This window comes from Aurantimonas sp. Leaf443, from assembly GCF_001425575.1.
Lineage (GTDB): Bacteria > Pseudomonadota > Alphaproteobacteria > Rhizobiales > Rhizobiaceae > Leaf443.
Genome location: NZ_LMRD01000007.1, coordinates 626,825 through 652,277, shown reverse-complemented (window position 1 = coordinate 652,277; position 25,453 = coordinate 626,825). Strand labels below are relative to the sequence as shown.

Sequence of the window (25,453 nt, the reverse complement as noted above, 5' to 3'; positions counted from 1 at the left end):
GAGGACGGCAACGCCGCCGGCCTTTCCACATCGGGATCGCCTGCGGCTACGCCTTGGGCGCGATGCGCCTACGATACCGCCCGGGGTCCTTGGCGAAACTCCCCACGATCCGCTCCACCGCGGCGCGCGTGGTCTCAAGGCTCGTGCCGGTGTCGATGACGATGTCGGCGCGCCGGCGCTTCTCTTCGTCGGGCACCTGCTTGGCGAGAATGGCGGAAAAGCGGTCGGGCGTCATGCCGGGCCGGGCGAGGACGCGGGCGCGCTGGATCTCGGCCGGCGCGGAGACGACGGCCACCGCGTCGCAGCGCGCCTCCCCGCCCGTCTCGTAGAGGAGCGGAATGTCGAGGACGGCGAGGCAGGCGCCGCTCGCCCTCGCCGCGTCGAGGAAGCGCGTCTCGGCCGCGCGCACCAGCGGGTGGACGATCGTCTCGAGCCGGGCGAGCGCCGCACTGTCGTTCAGGACGGCCTTCGACAAGGCCGCGCGATCGACGACGCCCCCGCTGACCGTGCCCGGAAAGGCGGCCTCGACCAGCGGCGCGGCCGCGCCCGCATAGAGCGCGTGGACGGCTTCGTCCGCCGAATGGACGGGCACGCCGAGATCGCCGAACATGCCGGCCACCGTCGACTTGCCCATGCCGATCGAGCCGGTGAGGCCGAGGACGATCATCCCGCCGCCTCGATGTCGGCGACGATTCTCGCGCGCAAGGGCTCGTCGACGGCGGGGCGCGTGCCGAACCAGCGCTCGAAGCCCGGCACCGCCTGGTGCAGGAGCATGCCGAGCCCGTCGGCCGTCGAGAGGCCCCGCGCCCGGGCCGCCGAAAGGATCGGCGTCTCCAGCGGCACGTAGACGATGTCGGTGACGAGCGCGTGGTCGGGCAGGGCGGAGAGGTCGACGCCCTTTTTCGGGAACCAGTCGGGCAGTTCGTCCTCCGGGTCGGCCTGCGGGATGGGCGCGGTGTTCACCAGGAGATCGGTGCCCCGCAGGAGGCTCTCGCGCTCGTCCTCGCCATGGGCGGTGACGACGGCGCCGAAACGCTCGGCCAGCGCTCTCGCATTGTCGAGCGTGCGGTTGAGGACGCGGACGCGCGCCACGCCGCGCGACAGGAGCGCGTGGATCACCGCCCGCGCCGCGCCGCCCGCCCCGATCACCGTCGCGGTCTCGGCGTCGGACCAGCCGGGCAGGCGCTCGTCGAGATTGGCGGCAAAGCCGTAGGCGTCGGTATTGCCGCCGACCAGCGTGCCGCCCTCGAACCACAGCGTGTTGACCGCGCCGATCGCCTCCGCGTCGCCGTCGCGCCGCGCGGCGGCCTCGAAGGCCGCCACCTTGTGCGGGATCGTGACGTTGCCGCCGACGAAGCCCGCCTCGCGCATCGTGGCGAGGAAGGTCGCGATCTCCTCCGGCGGCACGCCGACGCGCCGGTAGCTGCCCTCGAGCCCGTGGCGGGCGAGCCAGGCGCCGTGGATGAGCGGCGAGCGCGAATGCCAGACCGGCCAGCCGGTGACGAAGGCCTTCGGGCCCGTGGGCTCGGCGGCGCGGCGCGCGGGGTCGAAGATCGAGCCCTCGCCGCGTGGAAGCGGCGCGCCGCTGACATAGGGTCTCGGGGTCCAGTCCGTCTCAGCCATCGATGGCGCCCTTCTCGCGCAGAGCTTTGAGCAGCGGCAGCAGCGGCAGGCCGATGATGGCGAAGAAGTCGCCGTCGATCCGCTCCATCAGCTGGATGCCCTCCCGCTCGATCTGGTAGGCGCCGACGCTCGTCAGCGCCCGCCGTCCGGCGGCCGCCAGATAGCGGCCGACGAAGCCGGGGTCGAGGGGTCGCATCGTCAGCGACACGGTCTCGACATGGCGGAAGAGGACCGCGCCGTCCCGCACGAGCACCACGGCGCTGTGGAGCTGGTGGGTGCGGCCGGAGAGCTTCAGGAGCGTGCGCCGCGCCTCCTCCATGTCGGCGGGCTTGTGCAGCACCTCGTCGCCCAGCGCCAGCGTCTGGTCGGCGCCGATGACGAAGGCGCCGGCATGGCGCTCGGACACGTCGCTCGCCTTGGCCTGCGCCAGCACTTCGGCGACGTCGGCGGGGGTCGCGCCCGTCTCCTTCAGCGGCGCCTCCAGCGCCCGCTCGTCGAGCGTGCTCGGCTCGACGACGACGTCGATGCCGGCATTCTTCAGGAGCTCGCGGCGATGCGGGCTGGCGGAGGCGAGGATGAGGCTGTGGGCCATGGGGCCGCTCCTTCGGGCTCGAAACGCTCGAGCGTCCGCGCTCGAGATAGGGGCAGCCTGCGCGCAAGGCCATGGGGCGCCTCGACGGGACTCGATTCTGGGGGTCGGCGCAAGGCCTTTCGCCCGTCATCCCTGGGATTCTCGGGGGGCCTGTGGGAAGAGCCCGATTGTCCCCAGGGCCGGGCCGGGCCGGGGCGAAGCGGTGGGAAAGGGGGCCCGTCGTCCACAGAGCGCCATCGCCGGGCGCTTGTGGAAAGGAGAGCGGGACTTGCGGGACGGCCCGGCGAAGCGCGCGCGCCGTCCAGGGCTTGTCCACAGGCCCGGCCGTTTTCGGATCTGCCGCAAGAGGCTGAAACGTCTCGGCTTTTGCGATCCATCCCCGCTTGCCGTCCACGCCGGGGAGTCCTGTCCCGCCGCGGCGTTGGATTTTCGCCGCGCGGCCGCCATCTAGGGGCCCTTGTGAATTCCGGCTATCCACCGAGTCATAGAACCAGAATCTCGATCTCAATAGATTTCATTTCTAGAAGGGAGCCCTGATGGGCCAGCGCAAGCTTCTCCGCGTTCTCGACGGGGAGACCGTGTTCCCGCCTCCGATCTGGCTGATGCGGCAGGCCGGCCGCTATCTGCCGGAATATCGCGAGACGCGGGCCAGGGCCGGCGGGTTCCTCGACCTCTGCTACAATCCCGACTTCGCCACCGAGGTCACCCTGCAGCCGATCCGCCGCTTCGGCTTCGACGCGGCGATCCTCTTCTCCGACATCCTCGTCATCCCCGACGCGCTGCACCGGGGCGTCCGCTTCGAGGCGGGCGAAGGGCCGAGGATGGAGCCGATCCGTCCCGCCGAGATCCAGGACCTCGACCCGTCGGACGCCGACACGCATCTCGCCCCCGTCATCGCGACGGTGGCGCGCCTGCGCGCCGAGCTTCCCGAGGAGACGACGCTGATCGGCTTCTGCGGCGCGCCCTGGACGGTGGCGACCTACATGATCGCCGGGCGCGGCACGCCCGACCAGGCGCCCGCCCGGCTCTTCGGCTACCGGAACCCGGAGGAGATGCGGGCGCTCCTGTTCCTCCTGGCCGAGATGAGCGCGGACTATCTCGTGCGCCAGCTCCAGGCCGGAGCGGACTGCGTGCAGATCTTCGACAGCTGGTCGGGCGTCCTCGACGAGGCGAGCTTCGAGGCCTATGCCGTCGCCCCCGTCGCGCGGATCGTCGAGAAGGTGCGCGCGGCGGTGCCGGGCGCCAAGATCATCGGCTTTCCCAAGGGCGCGGGCGCGCTGCTCTCGACCTATCGGCAGAAGACCGGCGTCGACGCGCTCGGCCTCGACTGGGGCGTGCCGCTGTCCTTCGCCCGCGAGCTGCAGGCGCAAGGGGCGGTGCAGGGCAATCTCGACCCGCTGCGCCTCATCGCCGGCGGGCAGGCGCTCGAGGAGGGCGTCAGGGCGATCCTCGACGGCCTCGGACAGGGCCCGCTCGTGTTCAATCTCGGCCACGGCATCACGCCGGACGCGCCGATCGCGCATGTGGAGGCGCTGCTGCGGCTGGTGCGCGGGGGCTGACGGCGAGGGGCGCGGCGGCGGAGCGCGATTGGCTTTGGCGGCGGCGAAGGCTAGATCGGTTCCAGACGCCCTCCCCTTCCCGCGAAAGCCCTGTCCCCATGAGTTCCATCGCCACGCCGCCCGCCAAGGACCGCTCGGGCATGATCGCCGGCATCGCCGGCCTCCTGCTCGCGCTCGTCCTGTTCCTCCTCGTGCCGGTGGAGGGCCAGCTCTGGGTGCAGTCGCTGCACATCGTGGCCGTCATCGCCTGGATGGCGGGCATGCTCTACCTGCCGCGCCTCTTCGTCTACCATGCCGAGGTCGGCCCCCGCACGCCGCAGTCCGAGACGTTCAAGGTGATGGAGCGGCGCCTGCTGAAGGCGATCATGCTGCCGGCGATGATCGTGACCTGGGTGGCGGGCGCTTGGCTCGCCTACACGATCTACGGCTTCCAGTCCGGCTGGCTGCACGCCAAGATCCTGCTCGTCGTCGCCATGAGCGGTCTGCACGGCTACTACGCCGCCTCCGCCCGGCGCTTCGCCAACGACATGAACGGCAAGTCGACCAAGCACTGGCGCGTGATGAACGAGGTGCCGACCGTGCTCCTCGTCCTCATCGTCATCCTCGTCGTGGTGAAGCCCTTCTGAGGCCATTGCGCGCCCGCCGCCGGACCGGCTAGGACAGCCGCCGGCGGCGCCGGCCTTCCGCCGATCCGGGGAGACGGGCATGAACGAGGCGAGCGGCGGCAGGACGACCTGCCTCGTGACGATGGGGCCCTCCGGCACCGGCAAGACGACGACGGCGACCGGTATCGCCGCGCGCCTCGGCTGGGTCTTCGCCGAGGCCGACGACTTCCACCCCAGGGCCAATATCGAGAAGATGTCGGCCGGCATCCCGCTGACCGACGAGGACCGCTGGCCCTGGCTCGCGCTCATCGCCGGGTGGATCGACGAGCAGGCGGCGGCCGGGCGCGACTGCGTCATCACCTGCTCGGCGCTGAAGCGGCGCTACCGCGACGTCCTCAGAGGCTCGCAGGCGCGCGTTCGCTTCGTGGAGCTATGCGCCTCGCCCGATCTCGTCGAAGCGCGCCTGCGGGCCCGCCAGGGCCACTACATGCCCGCTTCCCTCCTCGCCTCCCAGTTCGCCGACTTCGAGCCGCTGGAGGCGGACGAGGACGGCGTCGAGATCGGCGTCGACGCGGCGCCCCCGGAGGTCGTCGCGCGCGCGCTGGCCGCGCTCGGCCTCGCCCCCGCCGCCTGAGGCGCGTTGCGCCGGCGGCTCCCGCCGCCCCCCGCGCCTCTTGCGTGGCGGGCCGCCAGCCGGTATATCAGGCCCACATCCCGCCTTTGACGAAATGCGCATGCGTGCCGACCCGGTGCGCGAGACTCCTGCCGAAGAACACGTCCCGTGTCCGGCGACAGCGCTTTCCCTCTCCCGACTTCAGCGCCCGTCCCCGCCGCTCCGAGGCGGGCGGACGGCGCTCCAAAAGAGCCTTACGAACCCGAATGAAACTTCAGGACCTGAAGAACAAGAGCGCCCCCGAGCTCATCGCCTTCGCCGAGGAGAACGCCGTCGAGAACGCGTCCGTCCTGCGCAAGCAGGAGCTCATGTTCGCGATCCTCAAGCAGCTCGCCGCCTCCGAGGTCGAGATCGTCGGCGAGGGCGTCGTCGAGATCCTGCAGGACGGGTTCGGCTTCCTGCGCTCGCCCGACGCCAACTACCTGCCGGGCCCCGACGACATCTACATCTCGCCCTCGCAGATCCGGAAATTCTCGCTGAAGACCGGCGACACGGTGGAGGGGCCGATCCGCTCCCCGAAGGAGGGCGAGCGCTACTTCGCCCTTCTCAAGGTCAACACGATCAATTTCGACGATCCCGAGCGCATCCGCCACAAGAGCCATTTCGACAATCTGACGCCGCTCTATCCGAACGAGCGCTTCAAGATGGAGCTCGGCGATCCGACCAAGAAGGATCTCTCGGCCCGCGTCATCGACCTCGTCGCCCCGCTCGGCAAGGGCCAGCGCGGCCTCATCGTCGCGCCGCCGCGCACCGGCAAGACGGTGCTCCTGCAGAACATCGCCCATTCCATCACCGCCAACCATCCCGAGTGCTACCTCATCGTCCTGCTCATCGACGAGCGGCCCGAGGAAGTGACGGACATGCAGCGCTCGGTGAAGGGCGAGGTCGTCTCCTCCACCTTCGACGAGCCGGCCACGCGCCACGTCGCCGTCGCCGAGATGGTCATCGAGAAGGCCAAGCGCCTCGTCGAGCACGGGCGCGACGTCGTCATCCTCCTCGATTCGATCACCCGTCTCGGCCGCGCCTACAACACGGTCGTCCCCTCCTCCGGCAAGGTGCTGACCGGCGGCGTCGACGCCAACGCCCTGCAGCGCCCCAAGCGCTTCTTCGGCGCGGCGCGCAACATCGAGGAAGGCGGCTCGCTGACGATCATCGCCACCGCCCTCATCGACACGGGCAGCCGCATGGACGAGGTGATCTTCGAGGAGTTCAAGGGCACCGGCAATTCCGAGATCGTGCTCGACCGCAAGGTCGCCGACAAGCGCATCTATCCGGCGATGGACATCCTCAAGTCCGGCACGCGCAAGGAGGATCTCCTCATCCAGCGCTCGGACCTGCAGAAGATCTTCGTCCTGCGCCGCATCCTCGCCCCCATGGGCACGACGGACGCGATCGAGTTCTTGAACGACAAGCTGAAGCAGACCAAGAGCAATTCGGACTTCTTCGACTCCATGAACACCTGAGGGGCCTCGTTCCCTCGGTCGAAGACGTCACGGCCCCGCCTTCCCGGCGGGGCCGTTTTCGTTCGGGCGCACGCGTCCCGCCGGCGCGGGGTCGCGGGCGGTGGCGAGCGATCCCGTCGCCGCCGCCGGCGGTCCCCGCGTGCGAACCGCGCGGCGATGCTCTAAGGACGGACGATCCATCGCCCCGCCCGGAGGCCGCCCGCATGTCGCAGACCCTTCCCGCGCCCGCCGAACGGGTGCTCGCCGCCGCCACGGCGCGCGGGCTGAAGATCGCCATCGTGGAGACGCGAGCCTCCGCGCGCTCGGCGGAGGAGGCGGCGGCGGCCGTCGGGGCGCAGGTCGGGCAGATCGTCAAGAGCCTGGTCTTTCGCGGCGCCTCCAGCGGGACGGCGCATCTCCTTCTCGTCTCGGGCGCGAATCGCGTCGACGAGGCGGGTATGGAAGCTCTTGTCGGCGAGGCGCTGGAGCGCCCGGACGCGGCCTTCGTGCGCGCGGCGACCGGCTTTGCCATCGGCGGCATCCCGCCCTTCGGCCATGCGAGCCCGCTGCCGGTCTTCATGGACGAGGATCTCTTCGCCCACGCCACCGTCTGGGCCGCCGCGGGCACGCCGACGCATGTCTTCGAGACCGTGCCGCTTCAGCTGCGCAGCGCGACCGGCGCGCGCGTCGGCCGCGTCAAGCCGGCCTGACCTCGTCGAACGGTGCCGGACCCGCAAATCCGGGATGACAACGCGCGACCGCTTCGCCGCGGCCTTCGCCCCAGACCAGCCTCACGAGGACCCCGGATGAGCGACACCGACTGCCGCATCACGATCGACGGAGCCGCCTTTCCGGCACGGTTCGAGACGGCGCGCGCGCCCAGGACCGTGGCGCTGTTCCGCGCGCTCCTGCCCTACCGCCAGCGCATCATCCACGTGCGCTGGAGCGGCGAGGCCTGCTGGATCCCGCTCGGCAGCACCGATTTCCCCCTGCCGCCGGAGGACGCCACCTGCCACCCCGCGCCCGGCGAGATCCTGCTCTATCCCGGCGGCGTCTCGGAGACCGAGATCCTCCTCGCCTACGGCCCCTGCGCCTTCGCCTCCAAGGCCGGGCCGCTCGCCGGCAATCCGCTCCTGACGATCACCGCCGGGCTGCCGCGCCTTGCCGAACTCGGCCGCGACACGCTGTGGAGCGGCGCCAAGGAGATCGTCTTCGAGGCGGTCTGAGCCTCAGTCCGGGCCGGAGCCGGACAGGAGCAGGGCGCGCAGGCCGTCCGCGTCGTGCACCGGCGCGCGGCAGGCGCCGGCCTCGCAGAGAAAGGCCGCCGGGCGCCCGTCGAGCTGGACGGCGGCCATGGCGAGACGTCTCGGCAGGTCGGCCGGCGAGAGCGCGAAGAGATCGAGCCGCGCGGGATCGACGCTATCGAGGGCCACCGCCCGCAACGCCTCGCCGCGCGGATCGCCCGGGCCGGAGAAGATCGCGAGCTCGCGCCCGCGCCGCAGTCGGTCGACGGCCGAGACGAGAGCCGGCACATGCAGTCCGCCCGAGGCGACGCGGCCGGCGGCGGCCTGCGCCGCGCGCAAGGCGCGTTCGGAGAGCTCCGCCGAGCCGCTCGCCTGCGCCAGAAGCGCCAGACCCTCGACAACCAGCGCCGTGCCGCCGGGCACGGCGTCGTCGCCGTCGCCCCGCAGCCGCAAGGGCACGTCGGTGGCGTCCAGGGCCGAGAGATAGTGCCCGCCCGCCCCGTCGCCGTGGAAGCGCTCCAGCGCCTCGGCATAGCGATGGCCGGCCTCGAGATAGGCCGCGTCGAGCGTCGCGCAGAAGAGCATCGCGCTCGCCCCCATCAGCGCGCCGTAGTCGCCCGAAAGCGCCGGGCTTGACGCCTTGCCGCCGCGCGCGGCATGGCAGAGGCGGCCGTTCGGATGCATCTCCCGTTCCACGAAGGCGAAGGCCTGCCGGGCGAGACCGAGCGCCCGCCCGTCGCCGAGCACGCGCTCGGCCTCCACGAGACCCGCGATGGCAAGGCCCGACCAGTCGGCGAGGACCTTGTCGTCGCGCGCCGGCGGCGTGCGCGCGACTCTCGCCTGGAAGAGCTGCGCCCGCTCCGGCGCGAAATCCGCGGCGGCGTCGATGCCGGCCGGATGCAGCCGGTGCAGGACGTTGCTGCCCTCGAAATTGCCGCTCTCGGTCACGTCGTAGGCGGCGCGGAAGGCGCGGGCGCGCTCGCCCAGCACGGCGTCGACCTCGGCCGCGGCGAAGGCGTAGAAGGCGCCCTCCTCCAGATGGCCCTCGGCATCGAGACTGTCGGCGTCGAGCGAGGCGGCAAGGCCCCCGCCCGGCACGACCATCTCGCGTGCCAGCCAGTCCACCGTCTGCGACAGGCGGTCGACGAAGAGCCGCTCCCCCGTCGCCCGCGCGCCCCAGGCGAGGTGCCTGAGGAAGGCGGCGTTGTCATAGAGCATCTTCTCGAAATGCGGCACGAGCCAGCGGTCGTCGACGGCATAGCGATGCAGGCCGCCGCCGAGGTGATCGTAGATTCCGCCGAGGCAGAGAGACTGCAGCGTGTGCAGGAAGGCCTCGCGCCGGCTCGCCGGCCCGTCCGGAAACCCCGAGCGGGCCAGGACCTCGATGGTCGGGGCGTTCGGAAATTTCGGCGCGCCCTTGAGACCCCCGAGGACGGGGTCGATCAGCGTCTCGACGCGCGCCGCGAAGGGGGCGAGCGCCAGCGCGTCCAGCGAGGCCGTGGCGGAGGCGCCCGCCAGCGTGCGGTGGAGATGGGCCGTCATGTCGGCGGCGCTCTTCTCCAGGGCGTCGCGCCGGTTGGCATAGGCCTCGGCCACCGCCTCCAGCACCTGCGGGAAGCCCGGCCGCCCGAAGCGCGGCTCGGGCGGGAAATAGGTGCCCCCGTAGAAGGGCGCGCCGGTGGGCAGGAGGAACATGGTCAGCGGCCAGCCGCCCTGCTCGCCCATCGCGTGGAGCGCGCTCATGTAGATCTGGTCGATCTCCGGCCGCTCTTCCCGGTCCACCTTGATGCAGACGAAGAGGCGGTTGGCGATGGCGGCCGTGGCCTCGTTCTCGAAGCTCTCATGCGCCATCACATGGCACCAGTGGCAGGCGGCATAGCCGATGGAGAGGAGGATCGGCCGGTCGAGCGCCCTGGCCCGTGCCAGGGCCTCCGGCGACCATTCCATCCAGTGCACGGGATTGTCGCGGTGCTGCTGGAGATAGGGGCTCAGCGCCTCGCCGAGCAGGTTGCGATCCTCGTTCCGCTCCATGATCGTCCCTCCCGCCCTTGCTCCGTTCGCTCCGGCAAGGGTAAGGCGCTCAAGGTCCTCGAACAGGGCGCGCGGCGCAAAGCCCTGCGTCGCGACCCGGTTTCGAGCCCGGGCGGCCTTGTCCGGCCTCCCGCCTCCAGCGCCCGCGAAAGGCCGCGCCATGTCCCGCGACAGCAAGGTCGAGACCATCGTCGCCCTATCCTCCGGCGCGCTGCCGAGCGGCATCGCGGTGCTGCGCGTCAGCGGCCCGGCCGCCCGGGGGGTCGTGACGGCGCTTGCCGGATCGGTGCCCGCGGGGCGCCGCGCCGGTCTGCGGCGCATCCGGGACCGCGACGGCGCGACGCTCGACCGTGGCCTCGTCCTGTTCTTCGAGGGCCCGGGAACGGCGAGTGGCGAGGACAGTGCCGAATTCCACCTTCATGGCGGCCGGGCCACGGTCTCCGCGGTCCTTGCCGCCGCCTGCGCGCTGCCGGGCGTGCGGCTTGCCGAGGCCGGCGAATTCACCCGCCGCGCCTTCGAGAACGGGCGCATCGACCTCACCGAGGCGGAGGGGCTCGGCGATCTCCTCGCCGCCGAGACCGAGCGCCAGCGCCGCGCCGCGCTCGACCAGGCCGACGGCAGCCTGCGCCGCCTCTACGAGGGCTGGATGGACGCGCTGACGGGCATGCGCGCGATGATCGAGGCGAGCCTCGACTTCGCGGACGAGGGCGACGTGGGCGAGACGCTGGATCCTGGCACGGCGCGGGCGATGGCGCGGCTTCTGGTGGAGCTGGAGGCGCATCTCGACCGCGCCGAGCGCGGCGAGATCCTGCGCGCGGGCTTTCGCGTCGCGATCGTCGGGCCGCCCAATGCCGGCAAGTCGAGCCTGATGAACGCGCTCGCCCGGAGAGACGTCGCGATCGTCACGCCCGTTCCCGGCACGACGCGCGACGTTCTGGAGGTGACGCTCGATCTTCGCGGCATTCCCGTGCGCCTCTTCGACACGGCGGGTCTGCGCGAGACGGACGACCCGGTGGAGGCCATCGGCATTGAGCGGGCCCGCCGCACGATGGACGCCGCCGATCTCGTGCTCTCGCTCGTCCCCGCCGATGCGCTCGAAGAGGCGGCCGGTTTGTCTCACGTGAAACATGCGGTCGTGGATGGCGAGGCGGCGAAGCCGACGCATCTGACGGTCCTGTCGAAGGCGGACCTGGCGAAGCGGCCGGTTCCCGACAGCTGGCCGGCCCTCTCGACGCGAGACGGGACGGGCCTCGAATCCCTGCTCGCCCATATCGCGGCGGCGGCGTCCGAAGGCATCGGCGAGGAGCCCCTGCCGCTGCACGAGCGCCATCGCGCCCTCCTCGGCGAATTGCGTGACCTCCTGCGCGAGGCGCTGGACCATCCGGACGACGCGCCGGAACTCCAGGCCGAGCGCCTGCGCGAGGCGGCCGACCGGCTCGGCCTGCTGACGGGACGGCGGGGGGTGGAAGACCTTCTCGACATCGTCTTCTCCCGCTTCTGCATCGGAAAATAGCGCATCACCAACGAGGCCCGACCCCCGCCATCCGCGCCGCGACGGCCGCCGACGCGGATGCGATCGGTGCTTGCTCGCGCCTCCGCCGACCGCCCGCCGTCGCCTTCGATTGACAGGCCCGGCCGGCTGCGGCTTAACCGAAGCCATGACCCAGTCCCGTTCCGATCCTTCCGCCGACGTCGTCGTCATCGGCGGCGGCCATGCCGGCACCGAGGCGGCGGCGGCGGCCGCGCGCGCCGGCGCCCGCACCGTCCTTCTCACCCATGCCTTCGCCACCGTCGGCGCCATGAGCTGCAATCCCGCCATCGGCGGCATCGGCAAGGGGCATCTCGTGCGCGAGGTGGACGCGCTGGGCGGCCTGATGGGCGAGGCGGCCGATGCCGCGGGCATCCAGTTCCGCCTCCTCAACCGGCGCAAGGGCCCGGCCGTGCGCGGGCCGCGCACGCAGGCCGACCGCAAGCTCTACAAGGCCGCGATCCAGGACGCCGTGCGCCGGCAGGCCGGGCTGGAGGTGATCGAGGGCGATGCCTTCGATCTCGAACTTTCCGCCGAGGGCTGCATCTCCGCCGTCCTCCTTGCAGACGGGCGGCGCATCGCCTGCGGCGCGGCTGTGCTAACCACCGGAACTTTCCTCAACGGCCTCATCCATATCGGCACGTGGACCGTGCCCGCCGGGCGCGTCGGGGAGGCGCCGTCGGTCGGCCTGTCCGCGACGCTCGCGCGCCTCGGCCTTCGCCTCGGGCGCCTGAAGACGGGAACCCCGGCGCGGCTCGACGGGCGCACGATCGACTGGGCGAGCCTCGAGATGCAGAAGGCCGACGAGGACCCCTCGCCCTTCTCCTATCTCACCCGCGCGATCACCGTGCCGCAGATCGAATGCGGCATCACCCGCACGACCGGCGAGACGCATCGCATCATCCGCGAGAACCTGTCCCGCTCGGCCCTCTATGGCGGGCGCATCGAGGGCACGGGGCCGCGCTACTGCCCGTCGATCGAGGACAAGATCGTCAAGTTCGGCGATCGCGACGGGCATCAGGTCTTCCTGGAGCCGGAGGGGCTGGACGATCCGACCGTCTATCCGAACGGTCTCTCGACCTCGCTGCCGGAGGACGTGCAGGCCGCCTTCCTGCGAACGCTGCCGGGGCTGGAGCGCGTGTCGATCCTGAAGCCCGGCTATGCCATCGAATACGACCATGTCGACCCGCGCGAGCTGCGGGCGACGCTGGAGGTCCGCGCCGCCAGGGGCCTGTTCCTCGCCGGTCAGATCAACGGCACGACCGGCTACGAGGAGGCCGCGGCGCAGGGGCTGCTCGCCGGGCTCAACGCCGCGCGCCGCGCCGGGGGCGGGGAGCCGGTGACGATCGGGCGGGGCGAGGCCTATCTCGGCGTGATGGTGGACGACCTCACCCGTTCGGGTGTCAGCGAGCCCTATCGCATGTTCACCTCGCGCGCCGAGTTTCGGCTCTCGCTGCGCGCCGACAATGCCGACCGCCGGCTGACGCCGCTCGGCCTCGGCTGGGGCCTGATCGACGCCTGCCGGCATTCCGTCTTCACCGCCAGCGAGGCGGCGCTCGACGAGGCCCGCGCGCGGCTGGAAGGCCTGACGCTGACGCCGAACGAAGCGGCGGCCGCAGGTCTCGCGGTGAACCAGGACGGACGGCGGCGTTCGGCCTGGCAGCTCCTGTCGCAGCCGGATATCGACCTCGCGCGTCTCGTCGCCCTCTGCCCGGAGCTTTCCGCCCTGCCCCCGGCCGTCGCGGAGCGCATCGAGATCGAGGCGGCCTACGACGTCTATCTCGACCGGCAGCAGCGCGACCGCGATCGCCTGCGGCGCGACGAGGGCCGGGCGATCCCCGCGGATCTCGATTTCGACACGATCAAGGGTCTGTCCAACGAGCTGCGGCACAAGCTCGGCACGCGGCGCCCGTCCAGCCTCGCCGAAGCCGAGCGTATCGATGGCATGACGCCGGCGGCGCTCGCTCTCATCCTCGTCGCGCTGCGGCGCCTGGAGCTTTCCGATGCGGCCTGAACCGTCCAAAGCCAAGCGGGCCGGAAAGATTCTGGAGAAGAAGAAGGCCCCGCCGAAGACGAAGCCGCTGCCCCGCGCCGAGTTGCTGGCGCGTCAGGCCGAGGGACGCGCACTTTTCCTGTCAAGCCGCGATGTTTCACGTGAAACCATGGAGGGGCTCGACGCCTATGTCGATCTTCTCAACACGTGGCAGGCCAAGATGAACCTCGTCGCGGAGTCTACCCTTGCGGAGGTCTGGACGCGGCATATCGCCGATTCCCTCGTCCTCGCCGATCTGATGCCGGCCTTCGAGCTGAATGTCGATCTCGGCTCCGGCGGCGGTCTGCCCGGCATCGTGCTCGCCATCGCCCGGCGGAACCAAGGCGGTCGTGTCGATCTCGTCGAGAGCAACCAGAAGAAGGCGGCCTTCCTGCGAGCGGCCCAGCGGACGCTCGGCCTTTCCGGCACCGTCCATGCTGCACGCATCGAGGAATGCGGCGCCGTGCTGGGCGCGGCCGACACGATAACGGCCCGCGCTCTCGCCGCCCTGCCCGATCTTCTCGCCCTCGTCGCTCCGCATATCAGGGCAGACACGCGCTGCTTCTTCCACAAGGGTCGGCTGCACGAGGAGGAAATGGCGCTTGCCTCTGCCCAATATCGTTTCGGCGTGGTACAGCACGAAGGCGACGGCGGCGACGGATCCACGATCCTGGAGATCGCCGATATCGCTGTGGCCTGAAACGGACAGGCCGAGATTGTTTCACGTGAAACGATTCGGCAGGTCTCGGTTGACCGGCCGGGACGGTGGCACGGTCTATTCGATAGGCTGTGGGTGACGATTTTGGGGACCGGGGTGCCGATGCGCATCATCACCATCGCCAACCAGAAGGGCGGAGTCGGCAAGACGACGACCGCGATCAATCTCGCGACCGCGCTGGCGGCCGTCGGCAAGCGCACGCTTCTGGTCGATCTCGACCCGCAGGGCAACGCCTCCACGGGTCTCGGCATCGAGAAGGACGACCGGGAAACCTCGTCCTACGACGTCCTCATGGAAACGGCCTCGATCACGCAGGCCGCGATGAAGACGGCCGTGCCGAACCTCTCCGTCATCGCCTCGACGCTCGACCTCCTCGGCCTGGAGATGGAGATCGCCGGCGCCACCGGGCGCGCCTACCGGCTGCGCGACGCGCTCCATTTCCATCAGGTCGAGAACGCGCTGTTCGACTTCGTGCTGGTCGATTGCCCGCCCTCGCTGAACCTCCTGACGATCAACGCCATGGCGGCGGCGGACGCGATCCTCGTGCCGCTGCAATGCGAGTTCTTCGCGCTCGAAGGCCTGAGCCAGCTCCTGCAGACCGTCGATCAGGTGCGCGACAGCCTGAACCCGGCACTCGAACTCCATGGCATCGTGCTGACCATGTATGACGGACGCAATAATCTGGCGAGCCAGGTGGTGAAGGACGTGCGCTCCTTCATGGGCCCGCGCGTCTACGAGACGATCATCCCGCGCAATGTGCGCGTCTCCGAGGCGCCGTCCTTCGGCAAGCCGGCCATCCTCTACGACATGAAATGCTCGGGCAGTCAGGCCTATATCAAGCTTGCCTCCGAGATCATCCAGCGCGAGCGGGCGCTGGTGGCGGCTTGAGAGATCCGCGCCCTGGCGCCTGGTGCCTCGCCCCGAACCGTGACGACGACCGACCGCCCGCAGAAGGGGATGTGACATGACGGAAGACAGATCGCGGCAGCGTCTGGGACGCGGCCTCGCCTCTCTCATCGGCGCCGGCGTCGCCGAACCCCGCCGCGCGGTGCCGGGCTTCCCGGATGCGCCCGCCGCGCCGAGCGAGATCCCGGCGGCGGAGCGCTACGTGCCGCTCGACCGCATCGTCGCCAACCCGTTCAATCCGCGCAAGACCTTCGACGAGGCGGAACTGGCGGAGCTCGCCTCCTCCATCCGCACGCATGGCGTGGTGCAGCCGCTTCTCGTTCGGCCCCGGCCGGGCGTGGCAGGCGCCTTCGAGCTCGTGGCCGGCGAGCGTCGTCTGCGCGCGGCCAAGCTCGCCGGGCTCACCGAGGTGCCGGTCGTGCTGCGCGAGATCGGCGACCGCCAGTCGCTCGAAATCGCCATCATCGAGAATGTCCAGCGCTCCGATCTCAACGCCGTCGAGGAAGCGCTCGCCTACGAGATGCTGATCGACGAGCACGGCTACACGCAGGCCGATCTGGCCGAGGTGCTCGGCAAGAGCCGCAGCCACGTGGCCAACACGCTGCGCCTCCTGAAACTCCCCGACAGCGTTCGCGCCATGGTCGCCGCGGGCACGCTCTCGCCCGGCGCCGCGCGCACGGTCGTGACCTCGCCCGATCCCGAGGCGGCCGCGCGGGCCATCGTCTCCGGCGGCCTCAGCGTGCGCGAAGCGGAGGATCTCGCCCGCAACGGCGCTCCCGTCTCCGCGCCCAAGCCGCGCGCCAGAAGCCCGAAGCCGGCGGAAGCCAAGGACGAGGACACGCTGGCGCTCGAACGCCTGCTCAGCGAGACGCTGGGCATGGAGGTCGAGATCACGCTGAAGGGCGAGCGCGGCTCGCTGCGCATCGACTATGCCGATCTCGAACAGCTCGACGAGATCTGCGGCCTGCTCCAGACCCATCGCCGGCGCCGACCGGACGAAGGCCCGCGCGTGCGTGAACTCTGACGCTCCCTCGCCGGGTCGCGCGGTCCGCTGTTCGGACTCACGTGAAACAAAAGAGCGGTGTCTCGGAAACGGGGCGTCCCCGCCGCCTTGCCTGACGGCGCTCGACCTTTCAGGCCGTCCCTCGGATCAGCCGCGCGTGCGTCGGCGGGCCGTTTCCACCGCGATATCCATCATCAGGCGCCGGGTGATCGTCTCGGCGAGCGCCGCCTCGCGGCGGGCGGCGAGAATGTCGGCCTCGATGCGCCGCAGGAGCTGCGAGATCGCCTCGAGCGGCCAGGCGCCGAGCGCGGCTTCCATGGCCGCCTTGCGCCGGAAATGCGGGCGTGCGCGCTCGACCACGCGGCCGACCGTCTCGCCGTGCCGCTCGACGAGTTCGCGCATCGCCTGCAGCTGCTGGAAATAGCGCAGCAATCCCTGCTGCAGCGGGAACAGCGCGCCGCCGGCCTGCGCCATGCGCTCGATGAGATGGGGCAGGCGCTTGACCTCGCCGCCGACCGTGGCGTCGATCGTCTCGTCCAGCGTGTCGGCCGAGACGTCGCCGACGAGATCGCGCACCATCTCGTCGGTGATCTTGTCCATGCCATAGGCGTAGACGCAGAGCTTGCGCACTTCGCCGCGCGACAGGCGACGGTCGGCACCGAGACGGGCCCGCAGGCTGTCCCGCGCGTCGCGGTCGATGGACAGATGCGCCTCGCGCAGTTCCTCGTCGATCATCTGGTCGAGCGCGCGGCCCTCGTCGGGATAGCAGGGCAGCGCCATGGCGGCCCGGCCCTTCTCGGCCGCCACGCGCAAGGGCGCGCTCTTCTTCAGGTCGCCCGCCTCGATCACGAGGAGCGCGTCCTTCGGCGGCCTGGCGCCGAGTTCGACCACGGCCTCCGACAGCGCCTTCATCGCGCCCGAGCCCGCCCGCACGCGGATGAGCCGTCGCCCGCCGAACATGGAGATCGTGCCGACCTCGTCGAAGAGCCGGCCGATGTCGCGCTCGGCCTCCTCGGCCGTGAGGGTCGCGACGGCGAACGGATCCGAGGCGTCGACGCCCGAGAGGGCCGCGATCTTCTCGGCGCGTTCGGAGACGAGCCCGGCATCGGGCCCGTAGAGAAGGACGACGGGAAAGGACGTGTCGGGCCGCGAGAGGAACGCGTCCACCTCGCCGGCCTTCTTCTGGGCCATCGCGCCGCCTCCCCGCGCCGCGCCGTCAGCGCGTGCGGTAGGTGGAGCCCGCGGTGATCCGGCCCGTCACGTCCTCGGGCTGGAGAAGCGGGGCGAGTGCGGCGCCGGCGGCCCCGGGGCGGGGCCGGCGCAGGTCCGCCGCGATGGCGAGTTCGATCTCGGCGGCGATCTCGTCGCCCGCCTGCTGGCGCGCGTCCAGGACGGCGCGCGAGACGGCGTAGAGCTGGCTCGTGCGGTCGTAGGGCGTCGCCGTGGAGCGTTGGCCCCGGCCGATCACGACCTTGTCGGAGAGACGCACCACGCTGTAGCTCGCGTTCAGCCGGTAGATGGAGGCGGACGGTACGCCGCCCGGCGCGATCTGCGTGTTGCCGGAGGCGCCGAAGGCCGTCAGCCGCACCTCGTAGAGCGGGTTGGAGGCGGTCGTCCCGCCATTCAGGCGGAACAGGAGCGCGTTGCGCACGATCTGCGTCGTGCGGTCGTTGACGTCGGCGACGGCGAAGCGGCCGCGCAGGGCGTTCATGCTCGTCTCGGGCGCGCCCGGCGCGCCGGCGCTCATCGGACCGTTGGAGCCGTAGAGGGGACCGGACGTGCAGCCGGCGAGGCCGGCCAGCGCGAAGGCGGCGAAGAGGGCGGACCGGCGACGGCCGCGATCAGACCACGACATTGATGATTCTCCCCGGGACGACCACGACGCGCTTCGGGAGGGCCCCGGCGAGTGCGGCGCGCACGACCTCGAGATCGAGCGCGGCCTTTTCGATGTCAGCTTTGCCGGCGCTCGCCGCCATGGTCAAGTCGCCGCGCTTCTTGCCGTTGATCTGGACCGGCAGGGTGATCGTGTCGTCCACGAGCATGGCCGGATCGACCTCGGGCCAGGGGGCGGCGGCCGCGAGGCCCGGGGCGCCAAGCGCGCTCCAGCACTCTTCGGCGAGATGGGGCATCATCGGCGCGACGAGCCGCACGAGGATGCGCAGCGCCTCGCGGGCGGCGGCGCGCTCGGGCGCGGGGCTTTCGGCGTTCAGGCCCGAAACGCCCGAGGAGAGCGCGTTGACGAGCTCGTAGAGCCGGGCGACCGCCTTGTTGAAGGCCAGACGCTCGATGTCGTCGGCCACGCCCGCCGCCGTGCGATGCGCGGCCCGGCGCAGCGGCGAGGCGGCGTCGGCCTCGCCGTCCGTGCCGAGATGCGGTGCGGTCTCCGAGACGAGGCGCCAGAGGCGCTGCACGAAGCGGTGGGCGCCCTCGACGCCCGCCTCCGTCCAGATCACGTCGCGGTCCGGCGGGGAGTCGGAAAGCATGAACCAGCGGGCCGTGTCGGCGCCGAGACTTGCGATGATGTCGTCGGGATCGACGACGTTCTTCTTCGATTTCGACATCTTCTCGATGCCGCCGATCTCGATTGGTCCGCCCGTGGAGAGGCGCGTCGCCTTCCGGCCCCCCTCCCCCTCGACGATGGCGACATCGGAGGGCACGACCCATTCGCGGCCGTCGCGATAGGTCTCGTGCACGACCATGCCTTGCGTGAAGAGGCCCTTGAAGGGCTCGTCGACATCGACATGGCCGCATTCGCGCATCGCCCGCGTGAAGAAGCGCGAATAGAGGAGATGCAGGATCGCGTGCTCGATACCGCCGATATACTGGTCCACCGGCAGCCAGGCATTGGCGATCTGCGGATTGGTCGGCTCGGCCTCGTGCGGCGCGGTGAAGCGGGTGAAGTACCAGGAACTGTCGACGAACGTGTCCATCGTGTCCGTCTCGCGCAGGGCCGCGCCGCCGCATTGCGGGCAGGTCGCCTGGCGCCAGGTCGGATGACGGTCCAGCGGGTTGCCGGGCTTGTCGAAGTCGATGTCCTCGGGCAGCACGACGGGCAGGTTCTCGCGGGCCTCCGGCACCACGCCGCAGGCCTCGCAATGGAGGACCGGGATGGGACAGCCCCAGTAGCGCTGGCGCGAGATGCCCCAGTCGCGCAGGCGGAAATTCACCTGCCTCCTGGCCTGCGGCGCACCGAAGAGATCCGTGCCCTCCAGCCGCTGGGCCACGGACTCGAAGCCCTCGTCCGGCGTCTTGCCGTCGAGGAAGCGCGAGTTGAACAGCGTGCCCTCGCCGTCATAGGCGACGGTGCCGACCGCGAAGCTCGACGCGTCCTCGCCACCCGGCAGCACGACGGGCGTCACGGCCAGATCGTACTTGCGGGCGAAGTCGAGGTCGCGCTGGTCATGGGCCGGGCAGCCGAAGATCGCGCCGGTGCCGTAGTCCATCAGGACGAAGTTCGCGACATAGATCGGCAGCGTCCAGGACGGGTCGAACGGGTGCACGGCGCGAAGGCCGGTGTCGACGCCCTTCTTCTCGGCCGTCTCGATCGCCTCGGCGGAGGTGCCGGTGCGTCTGGCCTCCTCGTTGAAGGCGGCGACGGCCGGGTTGGTGCGCGCGGCGGCGAGCGCCAGCGGGTGGTCGGCGGCGATCGCCAGGAACGAGGCGCCGAAGAGCGTGTCGGGCCGCGTGGTGAAGACCTCGAGGTCGCGCGCCTCCCCTTCCGGCTTTTCCAGCGCGAAGCGCAGGAGCAGGCCCTCCGAGCGGCCGATCCAGTTGCGCTGCATGAGGCGCACCTTTTCCGGCCAGCCCGGCAGCGCGTCGAGCGCGGCGAGGAGATCGTCGGCATAGCGCGTGATGCGGAAGAACCACTGCGTCAGCTCGCGCTGCTCCACCTCGGCGCCCGAGCGCCAGCCGCGCCCGTCGATCACCTGCTCGTTGGCGAGCACAGTGTTGTCGACCGGGTCCCAGTTGACCTTCGACTTGCGGCGATAGGCGAGGCCCTTCTCCAGGAAATCGAGGAAGAGCATCTGCTGGCGGTGGTAGTAGCCGACGTCGCAGGTGGCGAACTCGCGGCTCCAGTCGAGCGAGAGGCCCATGGACTTGAGCTGCCCGCGCATGGTCGCGATATTGGCATAGGTCCATTCGCGCGGATGGACCTTGTTCTGCATGGCGGCGTTCTCGGCGGGCATGCCGAAGGCGTCCCAGCCCATCGGGTGCAGGACGTTGAAGCCCTTGGCCCGCTTGTAGCGCGCCACCACGTCGCCCATGGCATAGTTGCGCACGTGGCCCATATGGATGCGGCCGGAGGGATAGGGGAACATCTCCAGCACGTAGTATTTCTCGCCCGGCGCATCGTCCTTCGTCTCGAAGAGCTGCGCCTCGTCCCAGGCCTTCTGCCAGCGGGGTTCGGCGATGCGGGGATTGTAGCGTTCTGAGGCCATGCTTCTTCAACTGACGGAGGGGCGGGCGGACAAGGCGGCCGGGATCTGGGTCTTCGACGCTGACTTATCCCGTGACCCGAGCGCGAGACAACAGATAAGCGGCGCTCGCGGGGACGGCGATGCCGCGAAATGCCAGGAGAGGCGCAAAGACGACATGGACGAGGATCTTTCCCACCGCTACGCCGCCGTGAAGGCCGCCCTCGAGGCAGCCGCGAAAGCCGCCGGCCGGACGCCGGACGCGGCCGCCCTCGTCGCCGTCTCGAAGACGCACGGGCCGGAGGCGATCCGCCCGGTGATCGCGGCGGGACAGCGGATCTTCGGGGAGAACCGCGTGCAGGAGGCGAAAGCCAAATGGCCTTCCCTTCGCGCGGAGACGCCCGATCTGGAACTGCGGCTGATCGGCCCGCTGCAGTCCAACAAGGCGGGCGAGGCGGTGGCCCTGTTCGACGTGATCGAGACGGTGGACCGCGAGAAGATCGCCGCCGCGCTCGCCGCCGAGATGGAGCGGCAGGGCCGGCGCCTTCGCCTCTACGTCCAGGTCAACACGGGCGAGGAGCCGCAGAAGGCGGGCATCGCGCCGGGCGAGGCGCTGGCCTTCGTCGAGCGCTGCCGCACCGTGCACGGGCTCGCGATCGAGGGGCTGATGTGCATTCCCCCCGCCGAGGATGATCCGGCGCCGCATTTCCAGCTTCTGGCGCGGCTTGCCCGTCAGGCCGGGTTGGAGAGGCTCTCCATGGGCATGTCCGGCGATTTCGAGACGGCCGTCGCCCATGGCGCGACGAGCGTGCGCGTCGGCTCGGCGATCTTCGGGCAGCGCGAGGCCTATGGCGGCTGAGCCGGGCGGCGGATCGTCGCCCGCGACTTCATAAGGGTCCCGACATACATTGCGCGAAGCGCGAGGCCGTGGTCCACGCTCGTCCCCGAAAGTTTCACGTGAAACGAGGTCGGCCATGGCCGTGTCGAATGCCGAGACCGCCGCGACGGAGCGACTCGCTTCCCTGCTGCGCCATGCGCATGCCACCCTGCAGCCGGGTCCGGCGCTCCGCCTGTGGACCGGGGAGCGGCTCGGGCCCGAGACCGGACCAGCCCTTGCGCTGAACGATCCGCTGGCGCTCTCGCGTCTCCTGACGCGCCCGCGGCTCGAGACGATCGTGGAGCTCTGGGTGGAAAAGGCCATCGATGTCGAGGGCGGCTCGATCTTCGATCTGGCCGCCGCGCGCGGGACGGGGCGCACCAGGGGCGCGCTGAAGCGCTTGGGCCTCGCGCGCCTCGCGCGCCTTCTGCCGACGCTCGTCGCCCTGCGCCGGGCGGACCGGGCGCGCGGGCGCGAAAGCCGGCTCACCGACGGGTCCGATGCCGGCGCCAGCGGCTCGACCCAAGGCGCGATCCAGTTCCACTACGACGTGTCAAACGCCTTCTACCAGCTCTTCCTCGACAAGCGCATGCTCTATTCCTGCGCCTATTTCGACGGCTGGCACGGTGATATCGACAAGGCGCAGACCGACAAGCTGGAGATGATCTGCCGCAAGCTGCGGCTGAAGCCCGGCGAGCGCATGCTCGATATCGGCTGCGGCTGGGGCGGGCTCCTGATCTACGCGGCGCAGACCCATGGCGTCACCGGCCACGGCGTGACGCTGAGCCAGGCGCAGTTCGACATCGCTACCGCCCGCGTGCGCGAGGCCGGCCTTTCCGATCGTATCACGATCGAACTGAAGCCCTTCCAGGCGCTGACCGGCACGTTCGACAAGATCTCGTCCATCGGCATGTTCGAGCATGTCGGCTTCGCCCATCATGACGCGTATTTCTCCGCCGTGCGCAAGCTGCTCGTGCCGAAGGGCCTCTATCTCCACCACACGATCGCGCGGCCCGCCAAAGCGAGCCTCAAGGCCTTCCGACGCGGCACGCCCGAATACCGGGCGATCGTGCGCTACATCTTTCCCGGCGCCGATCTCGATTTCATCGGCCACTCGCTGCAGCAGCTCGAGGCGCACCGTTTCGAGGTGCATGACGTGGAGAACTGGCGCGAGCACTATGCCCGCACCTGCCGCCTCTGGGCTGAACGCCTGTCCGCGCGCATGGACGAGGCGGTGGCCGAGGTCGGCGAGCCCCAGGCCCGGCTCTGGCTCCTCTACCTCGCCGGCGTCTCGCTGGGCTTCGAGCGCGGCACGCTGATGATCAACCAGACGCTGGCCTCGCGGCGCGCCAAGGGCCTCTCCGGCCTGCCGCCGACCCGCGCCGATCTCTATCGGCCCATGGGCGGGTGATCCGAGGTTCGAGCGCTTCGGGCTGAACGGCGGTGCCAGCGGCGCCCGAACTGCCTTCGTCGCCCCCGCGGGGAGACGTGCCCGGCAGGGGATGAGGGATGTCGGGCGCCAGACGCGGCGCGCCGAAGCGCCTTACCGGACGCTTGCGTCCCTCGTCCGCCGGCCGGCATCGTCTCTCGGGACGGGAAAGGGAGACGTCCGGCGCCGAGCCCCTGCAGGAGTTTTCCGCGCTGCGAGATTCAGGAAAAAGCGAGATCCCCGACGGTGCGCGCCGCAAGCAATGGCATCACGCTGGGTCCGCTTTTCCATCCGCTCCGATCGGCTCCTGAAAGCACAAAAGGCCGCCTCTCAAGTCAATGAGAGGCGGCCCCGTGAAGTCTGCCATGCCGGAGGTCGCGAAGACCCTTACCGGGATCGCATATCTCTTACGCTTCGGAAGGAGACTGCTCCGTCGAACCCGCGAGATACAAAGACCCAACCGGCATTTGGAAATCACTCGACATTGGATCACCTCCTTCCATTACGTTGAACACGAGAAGAGTATGGGGCGATAAATGCGGCACTGCAAGGGCACGCGGAAAAAAGCGTCAGGTTGACGCAAGGTGGAGTTTCTAAACGGCTTGCCCCTTGAAACCCGAGCGTTCGCCGACACGAAGGACCGATCCGGCCCCCTCGTGCGAACGGGGCGCGCGATGCCGCCGGTGAGGCGGGCCGCGCCGCGCAGGACCGGCGGCAGGGGCGGCACGGGATGGCACAAGGCGGCGCGATCCCTGCCCGCCCCGTCCCGCTCGCCTCCGCCGGGCCCTTGCCCTGTCCCCTACCCTTTCCGGTTCTGGCGGTTCTCCACGAGGTCGTCGACCACCGCCGGGTCGGCGAGCGTCGAGGTGTCGCCGAGCGCGCCGAAATCGTCCTCCGCGATCTTGCGCAGAATGCGGCGCATGATCTTGCCCGAGCGCGTCTTGGGAAGGCCGGGCGAGAACTGGATCTTGTCGGGCGAGGCGATCGGGCCGATCTCGCTGCGCACATGCGCGACGAGCTCCTTCTTCAGCTCCTCCGAGCCCGTCTCGCCGCCCATCAGCGTCACGTAGCAGTAGATGCCCTGCCCTTTCAGATCGTGCGGATAGCCGACGACCGCCGCTTCCGAGACCTTGGGATGGGAGACGAGCGCGGATTCCACCTCCGCCGTGCCCATGCGGTGGCCCGAGACGTTGAGCACGTCGTCCACGCGGCCGGTGATCCACCAGTAGCCGTCCTCGTCGCGCCGGGCGCCGTCGCCGGTGAAGTACTTGTTCGGATAGGTGGAGAAATAGGTCTGCTCGAAGCGCTCGTGGTCGCCGTAGACCGTGCGCATCTGGCCGGGCCAGGAGTCGGTGATGCAGAGATTGCCCTCGGTCGCGCCCTCGAGCACGGCGCCCTCGTTGTCGACGAGCTGCGGCTGCACGCCGAAGAAGGGGCGCGTCGCCGAGCCGGGCTTGAGGTCGGTGGCGCCCGGCAGCGGGGTGATGAGGATGCCGCCGGTCTCGGTCTGCCACCAGGTGTCGACGATCGGGCAGCGCTCCTCGCCCACCACGCGATAGTACCAGGTCCAGGCCTCCGGGTTGATCGGCTCGCCGACCGAGCCCAGCACCCGCAGCGACTTGCGCGAGGTGCCCGTCACCTTGTCGTCGCCCGCGCCCATCAGCGCGCGGATGGCGGTGGGCGCGGTGTAGAAGATCGAGACCCGATGCTTGTCGATCACCTGCCACATGCGCGAGGCGTCCGGATAGTTCGGCACGCCTTCGAACATCAGGGTCGTGGCGCCGTTGGCGAGCGGGCCGTAGACGATGTAGCTGTGGCCCGTCACCCAGCCGACATCGGCCGTGCACCAGTAGATCTCGCCCTCGCGGTAGTCGAAGACGTATTCATGCGTCATCGCGGCGTAGACGAGATAGCCGCCGGTCGTGTGGAGCACGCCCTTGGGCTTTCCCGTCGAGCCGGACGTGTAGAGGATGAAGAGCGGATCCTCGGCGCCCATCGCCTCGGGCGGGCAGTCGGCGGAGACCGTCTCGCGCGCCTCGTGCCACCAGACGTCGCGGCCTTCGCTGACCGCGACCTCGCCGCCGGTGCGCTTCACCACGATCACCGTGTCGACGCTCTGGCCGGCCTTCGCGGCGATCTCGATGGCGCGGTCGGCGTTCTTCTTCAGCGGCACCTTGCGCCCGCCGCGCAGGCCCTCGTCGGCGGTGACGAGGACGCTGGAGCCGGCATCCTCCAGGCGGTTGCCGAGCGCGTCCGGCGAGAAGCCGCCGAAGACGACCGAATGGACCGCGCCGATGCGCGTGCAGGCGAGCATGGCATAGGCCGCCTCGGGGATCATCGGCATGTAGATCGTGACGCGGTCGCCCTTCTTCACGCCGCGGCTCCTGAGGACGTTCGCCATGCGGCAGACCTCCTCGTGCAGCTCGCGGTAGCTGATGGCGCGGCTTTCGGCCGGATCGTCGCCCTCCCAGAGGATCGCCGTCTGGTCGCCGCGCGTGGCGAGATGCCGGTCGATGCAGTTGGCCGAGACGTTCAGCGTGCCGTCCTCGAACCACTTGATGGAGACGGCGCCGGGGGCGAAGGACGTGTTCTTCACCTTGGTGAAGGGCGTCATCCAGTCGATGCGCGCGGCCTTCTCGGCCCAGAAGCCGTCCGGGTCCGTCACGCTTCGGGCGTACCATTCCCGGTAGGTCGCGTCGTCGATGCGCGCCCCGGCCTTCCATTCGTCCTTCACGCGGATGGTGCTCATGCGGATGTCCTCCCAGACGCCGGGCCG

The 25,453-nt window shown here is 70.4% G+C and carries 21 protein-coding genes; 13 read left to right on the top strand and 8 right to left on the bottom strand.

The annotated features are described in order from the left end of the window. Positions 1 to 46: 46 nt before the first annotated feature. Genes coaE through ASG48_RS11190 form a run of 3 tightly spaced genes read right to left on the bottom strand, consistent with a single transcriptional unit; the run spans position 47 to position 2,215 of the window. Complete coding sequence (coaE, locus tag ASG48_RS11200; RefSeq protein ID WP_055849452.1) at positions 47 to 667, bottom strand: dephospho-CoA kinase; 621 nt, start codon at positions 665 to 667, stop codon at positions 47 to 49. Next, positions 664 to 1,623, bottom strand: coding sequence for a shikimate dehydrogenase (locus tag ASG48_RS11195; RefSeq protein WP_082529414.1), 960 nt, complete (start codon positions 1,621 to 1,623; stop codon positions 664 to 666). The genes coaE and ASG48_RS11195 overlap by 4 nt, the downstream gene beginning before the upstream one ends. Beyond that, positions 1,616 to 2,215 (bottom strand): Maf-like protein, encoded by a 600-nt coding sequence (locus ASG48_RS11190; RefSeq protein ID WP_055849448.1) that lies wholly within the window; start codon positions 2,213 to 2,215, stop codon positions 1,616 to 1,618. The genes ASG48_RS11195 and ASG48_RS11190 overlap by 8 nt, the downstream gene beginning before the upstream one ends. A gap of 536 nt (positions 2,216 to 2,751) precedes the next feature. On the opposite strand from ASG48_RS11190, the gene hemE reads away from it, so the two are divergent. The 6 genes from hemE (at position 2,752) to ASG48_RS11160 (ending at position 7,720) form a co-directional block, all read left to right on the top strand. After that, complete coding sequence (gene hemE, locus ASG48_RS11185; RefSeq protein WP_055849444.1) at positions 2,752 to 3,774, top strand: uroporphyrinogen decarboxylase; 1,023 nt, start codon at positions 2,752 to 2,754, stop codon at positions 3,772 to 3,774. 140 nt (positions 3,775 to 3,914) lie between these two features. Beyond that, positions 3,915 to 4,400 (top strand): protoporphyrinogen oxidase HemJ, encoded by a 486-nt coding sequence (gene hemJ, locus ASG48_RS11180; RefSeq protein WP_156381574.1) that lies wholly within the window; start codon positions 3,915 to 3,917, stop codon positions 4,398 to 4,400. A gap of 79 nt (positions 4,401 to 4,479) precedes the next feature. Then, positions 4,480 to 5,013, top strand: coding sequence for a gluconokinase (locus ASG48_RS11175; protein WP_055849438.1), 534 nt, complete (start codon positions 4,480 to 4,482; stop codon positions 5,011 to 5,013). A gap of 245 nt (positions 5,014 to 5,258) precedes the next feature. Then, positions 5,259 to 6,515, top strand: coding sequence for a transcription termination factor Rho (gene rho, locus ASG48_RS11170; protein ID WP_055849435.1), 1,257 nt, complete (start codon positions 5,259 to 5,261; stop codon positions 6,513 to 6,515). Positions 6,516 to 6,718: 203 nt separating this feature from the next. Next, positions 6,719 to 7,204, top strand: a complete 486-nt coding sequence (locus ASG48_RS11165; protein ID WP_055849432.1) for a YbaK/EbsC family protein — start codon at positions 6,719 to 6,721, stop codon at positions 7,202 to 7,204. A gap of 96 nt (positions 7,205 to 7,300) precedes the next feature. Next, positions 7,301 to 7,720, top strand: a complete 420-nt coding sequence (locus tag ASG48_RS11160) for a DUF3830 family protein (protein WP_055849429.1) — start codon at positions 7,301 to 7,303, stop codon at positions 7,718 to 7,720. Positions 7,721 to 7,723: 3 nt separating this feature from the next. Here the strand turns inward: ASG48_RS11160 and ASG48_RS11155 are convergent, their stop codons facing one another. Then, positions 7,724 to 9,769, bottom strand: coding sequence for a thioredoxin domain-containing protein (locus ASG48_RS11155; RefSeq protein WP_055849426.1), 2,046 nt, complete (start codon positions 9,767 to 9,769; stop codon positions 7,724 to 7,726). Positions 9,770 to 9,929: 160 nt separating this feature from the next. Here ASG48_RS11155 and mnmE point away from each other — a divergent pair, with 160 nt between their 5' ends. The 5 genes from mnmE (at position 9,930) to ASG48_RS11130 (ending at position 15,977) form a co-directional block, all read left to right on the top strand. Then, positions 9,930 to 11,282 (top strand): tRNA uridine-5-carboxymethylaminomethyl(34) synthesis GTPase MnmE, encoded by a 1,353-nt coding sequence (gene mnmE, locus ASG48_RS11150; RefSeq protein WP_055849423.1) that lies wholly within the window; start codon positions 9,930 to 9,932, stop codon positions 11,280 to 11,282. A 145-nt stretch (positions 11,283 to 11,427) separates the two neighbouring features. Further along, positions 11,428 to 13,311 carry a tRNA uridine-5-carboxymethylaminomethyl(34) synthesis enzyme MnmG gene (mnmG, locus tag ASG48_RS11145; RefSeq protein ID WP_055849421.1) on the top strand — a complete coding sequence of 628 codons (1,884 nt, stop codon included), beginning with the start codon at positions 11,428 to 11,430 and terminating at the stop codon, positions 13,309 to 13,311. Positions 13,312 to 13,459: 148 nt separating this feature from the next. Further along, on the top strand, positions 13,460 to 14,029 hold the full coding sequence (rsmG, locus tag ASG48_RS11140; protein ID WP_244486874.1) for a 16S rRNA (guanine(527)-N(7))-methyltransferase RsmG: 570 nt from the start codon (positions 13,460 to 13,462) through the stop codon (positions 14,027 to 14,029). A 120-nt stretch (positions 14,030 to 14,149) separates the two neighbouring features. Next, positions 14,150 to 14,935 carry a ParA family protein gene (locus tag ASG48_RS11135; RefSeq protein ID WP_055849415.1) on the top strand — a complete coding sequence of 262 codons (786 nt, stop codon included), beginning with the start codon at positions 14,150 to 14,152 and terminating at the stop codon, positions 14,933 to 14,935. Positions 14,936 to 15,011: 76 nt separating this feature from the next. Then, complete coding sequence (locus ASG48_RS11130; protein ID WP_055849412.1) at positions 15,012 to 15,977, top strand: ParB/RepB/Spo0J family partition protein; 966 nt, start codon at positions 15,012 to 15,014, stop codon at positions 15,975 to 15,977. 126 nt (positions 15,978 to 16,103) lie between these two features. Here the strand turns inward: ASG48_RS11130 and holA are convergent, their stop codons facing one another. From holA to leuS, 3 genes are read right to left on the bottom strand one after another with little or no spacing between them, the layout of a single operon-like run. Then, positions 16,104 to 17,147 (bottom strand): DNA polymerase III subunit delta, encoded by a 1,044-nt coding sequence (holA, locus tag ASG48_RS11125; RefSeq protein ID WP_055849409.1) that lies wholly within the window; start codon positions 17,145 to 17,147, stop codon positions 16,104 to 16,106. Positions 17,148 to 17,172: 25 nt separating this feature from the next. Next, the gene (locus tag ASG48_RS11120) at positions 17,173 to 17,811 is read right to left on the bottom strand and encodes a hypothetical protein (RefSeq protein WP_055849406.1); all 639 of its coding nucleotides are present in this window, start codon (positions 17,809 to 17,811) and stop codon (positions 17,173 to 17,175) included. After that, positions 17,798 to 20,395, bottom strand: coding sequence for a leucine--tRNA ligase (leuS, locus tag ASG48_RS11115; RefSeq protein WP_055849404.1), 2,598 nt, complete (start codon positions 20,393 to 20,395; stop codon positions 17,798 to 17,800). Before leuS ends, ASG48_RS11120 begins: the two co-directional genes overlap by 14 nt. A gap of 154 nt (positions 20,396 to 20,549) precedes the next feature. On the opposite strand from leuS, the gene ASG48_RS11110 reads away from it, so the two are divergent. Both ASG48_RS11110 and ASG48_RS11105 read left to right on the top strand, forming a co-directional pair. Beyond that, positions 20,550 to 21,230 carry a YggS family pyridoxal phosphate-dependent enzyme gene (locus tag ASG48_RS11110; protein ID WP_055849401.1) on the top strand — a complete coding sequence of 227 codons (681 nt, stop codon included), beginning with the start codon at positions 20,550 to 20,552 and terminating at the stop codon, positions 21,228 to 21,230. Positions 21,231 to 21,345: 115 nt separating this feature from the next. Then, a complete protein-coding gene (locus tag ASG48_RS11105) occupies positions 21,346 to 22,659 on the top strand; it encodes a cyclopropane-fatty-acyl-phospholipid synthase family protein (RefSeq protein ID WP_055849399.1) in 1,314 nt (437 codons plus the stop codon). Positions 22,660 to 23,476: 817 nt separating this feature from the next. On the opposite strand, the gene acs is transcribed toward ASG48_RS11105, so the two are convergent. Next, positions 23,477 to 25,426: an acetate--CoA ligase gene (gene acs / locus ASG48_RS11100; RefSeq protein ID WP_055849398.1), complete on the bottom strand. Its 1,950-nt coding sequence runs from the start codon at positions 25,424 to 25,426 to the stop codon at positions 23,477 to 23,479. Positions 25,427 to 25,453: the final 27 nt, after the last annotated feature.

What these genes read in the sequence shown, in the direction of transcription:
- coaE (WP_055849452.1), bottom strand. Translation starts at nt 667, where the DNA reads ATGATCGTCCTCGGCCTCACCGGCTCGATCGGCATGGGCAAGTCGACG.
- ASG48_RS11195 (WP_082529414.1), bottom strand. Translation starts at nt 1,623, where the DNA reads ATGGCTGAGACGGACTGGACCCCGAGACCCTATGTCAGCGGCGCGCCG.
- ASG48_RS11190 (WP_055849448.1), bottom strand. Translation starts at nt 2,215, where the DNA reads ATGGCCCACAGCCTCATCCTCGCCTCCGCCAGCCCGCATCGCCGCGAG.
- hemE (WP_055849444.1), top strand. Translation starts at nt 2,752, where the DNA reads ATGGGCCAGCGCAAGCTTCTCCGCGTTCTCGACGGGGAGACCGTGTTC.
- hemJ (WP_156381574.1), top strand. Translation starts at nt 3,915, where the DNA reads ATGATCGCCGGCATCGCCGGCCTCCTGCTCGCGCTCGTCCTGTTCCTC.
- ASG48_RS11175 (WP_055849438.1), top strand. Translation starts at nt 4,480, where the DNA reads ATGAACGAGGCGAGCGGCGGCAGGACGACCTGCCTCGTGACGATGGGG.
- rho (WP_055849435.1), top strand. Translation starts at nt 5,259, where the DNA reads ATGAAACTTCAGGACCTGAAGAACAAGAGCGCCCCCGAGCTCATCGCC.
- ASG48_RS11165 (WP_055849432.1), top strand. Translation starts at nt 6,719, where the DNA reads ATGTCGCAGACCCTTCCCGCGCCCGCCGAACGGGTGCTCGCCGCCGCC.
- ASG48_RS11160 (WP_055849429.1), top strand. Translation starts at nt 7,301, where the DNA reads ATGAGCGACACCGACTGCCGCATCACGATCGACGGAGCCGCCTTTCCG.
- ASG48_RS11155 (WP_055849426.1), bottom strand. Translation starts at nt 9,769, where the DNA reads ATGGAGCGGAACGAGGATCGCAACCTGCTCGGCGAGGCGCTGAGCCCC.
- mnmE (WP_055849423.1), top strand. Translation starts at nt 9,930, where the DNA reads ATGTCCCGCGACAGCAAGGTCGAGACCATCGTCGCCCTATCCTCCGGC.
- mnmG (WP_055849421.1), top strand. Translation starts at nt 11,428, where the DNA reads ATGACCCAGTCCCGTTCCGATCCTTCCGCCGACGTCGTCGTCATCGGC.
- rsmG (WP_244486874.1), top strand. Translation starts at nt 13,460, where the DNA reads ATGGAGGGGCTCGACGCCTATGTCGATCTTCTCAACACGTGGCAGGCC.
- ASG48_RS11135 (WP_055849415.1), top strand. Translation starts at nt 14,150, where the DNA reads ATGCGCATCATCACCATCGCCAACCAGAAGGGCGGAGTCGGCAAGACG.
- ASG48_RS11130 (WP_055849412.1), top strand. Translation starts at nt 15,012, where the DNA reads ATGACGGAAGACAGATCGCGGCAGCGTCTGGGACGCGGCCTCGCCTCT.
- holA (WP_055849409.1), bottom strand. Translation starts at nt 17,147, where the DNA reads ATGGCCCAGAAGAAGGCCGGCGAGGTGGACGCGTTCCTCTCGCGGCCC.
- ASG48_RS11120 (WP_055849406.1), bottom strand. Translation starts at nt 17,811, where the DNA reads ATGTCGTGGTCTGATCGCGGCCGTCGCCGGTCCGCCCTCTTCGCCGCC.
- leuS (WP_055849404.1), bottom strand. Translation starts at nt 20,395, where the DNA reads ATGGCCTCAGAACGCTACAATCCCCGCATCGCCGAACCCCGCTGGCAG.
- ASG48_RS11110 (WP_055849401.1), top strand. Translation starts at nt 20,550, where the DNA reads ATGGACGAGGATCTTTCCCACCGCTACGCCGCCGTGAAGGCCGCCCTC.
- ASG48_RS11105 (WP_055849399.1), top strand. Translation starts at nt 21,346, where the DNA reads ATGGCCGTGTCGAATGCCGAGACCGCCGCGACGGAGCGACTCGCTTCC.
- acs (WP_055849398.1), bottom strand. Translation starts at nt 25,426, where the DNA reads ATGAGCACCATCCGCGTGAAGGACGAATGGAAGGCCGGGGCGCGCATC.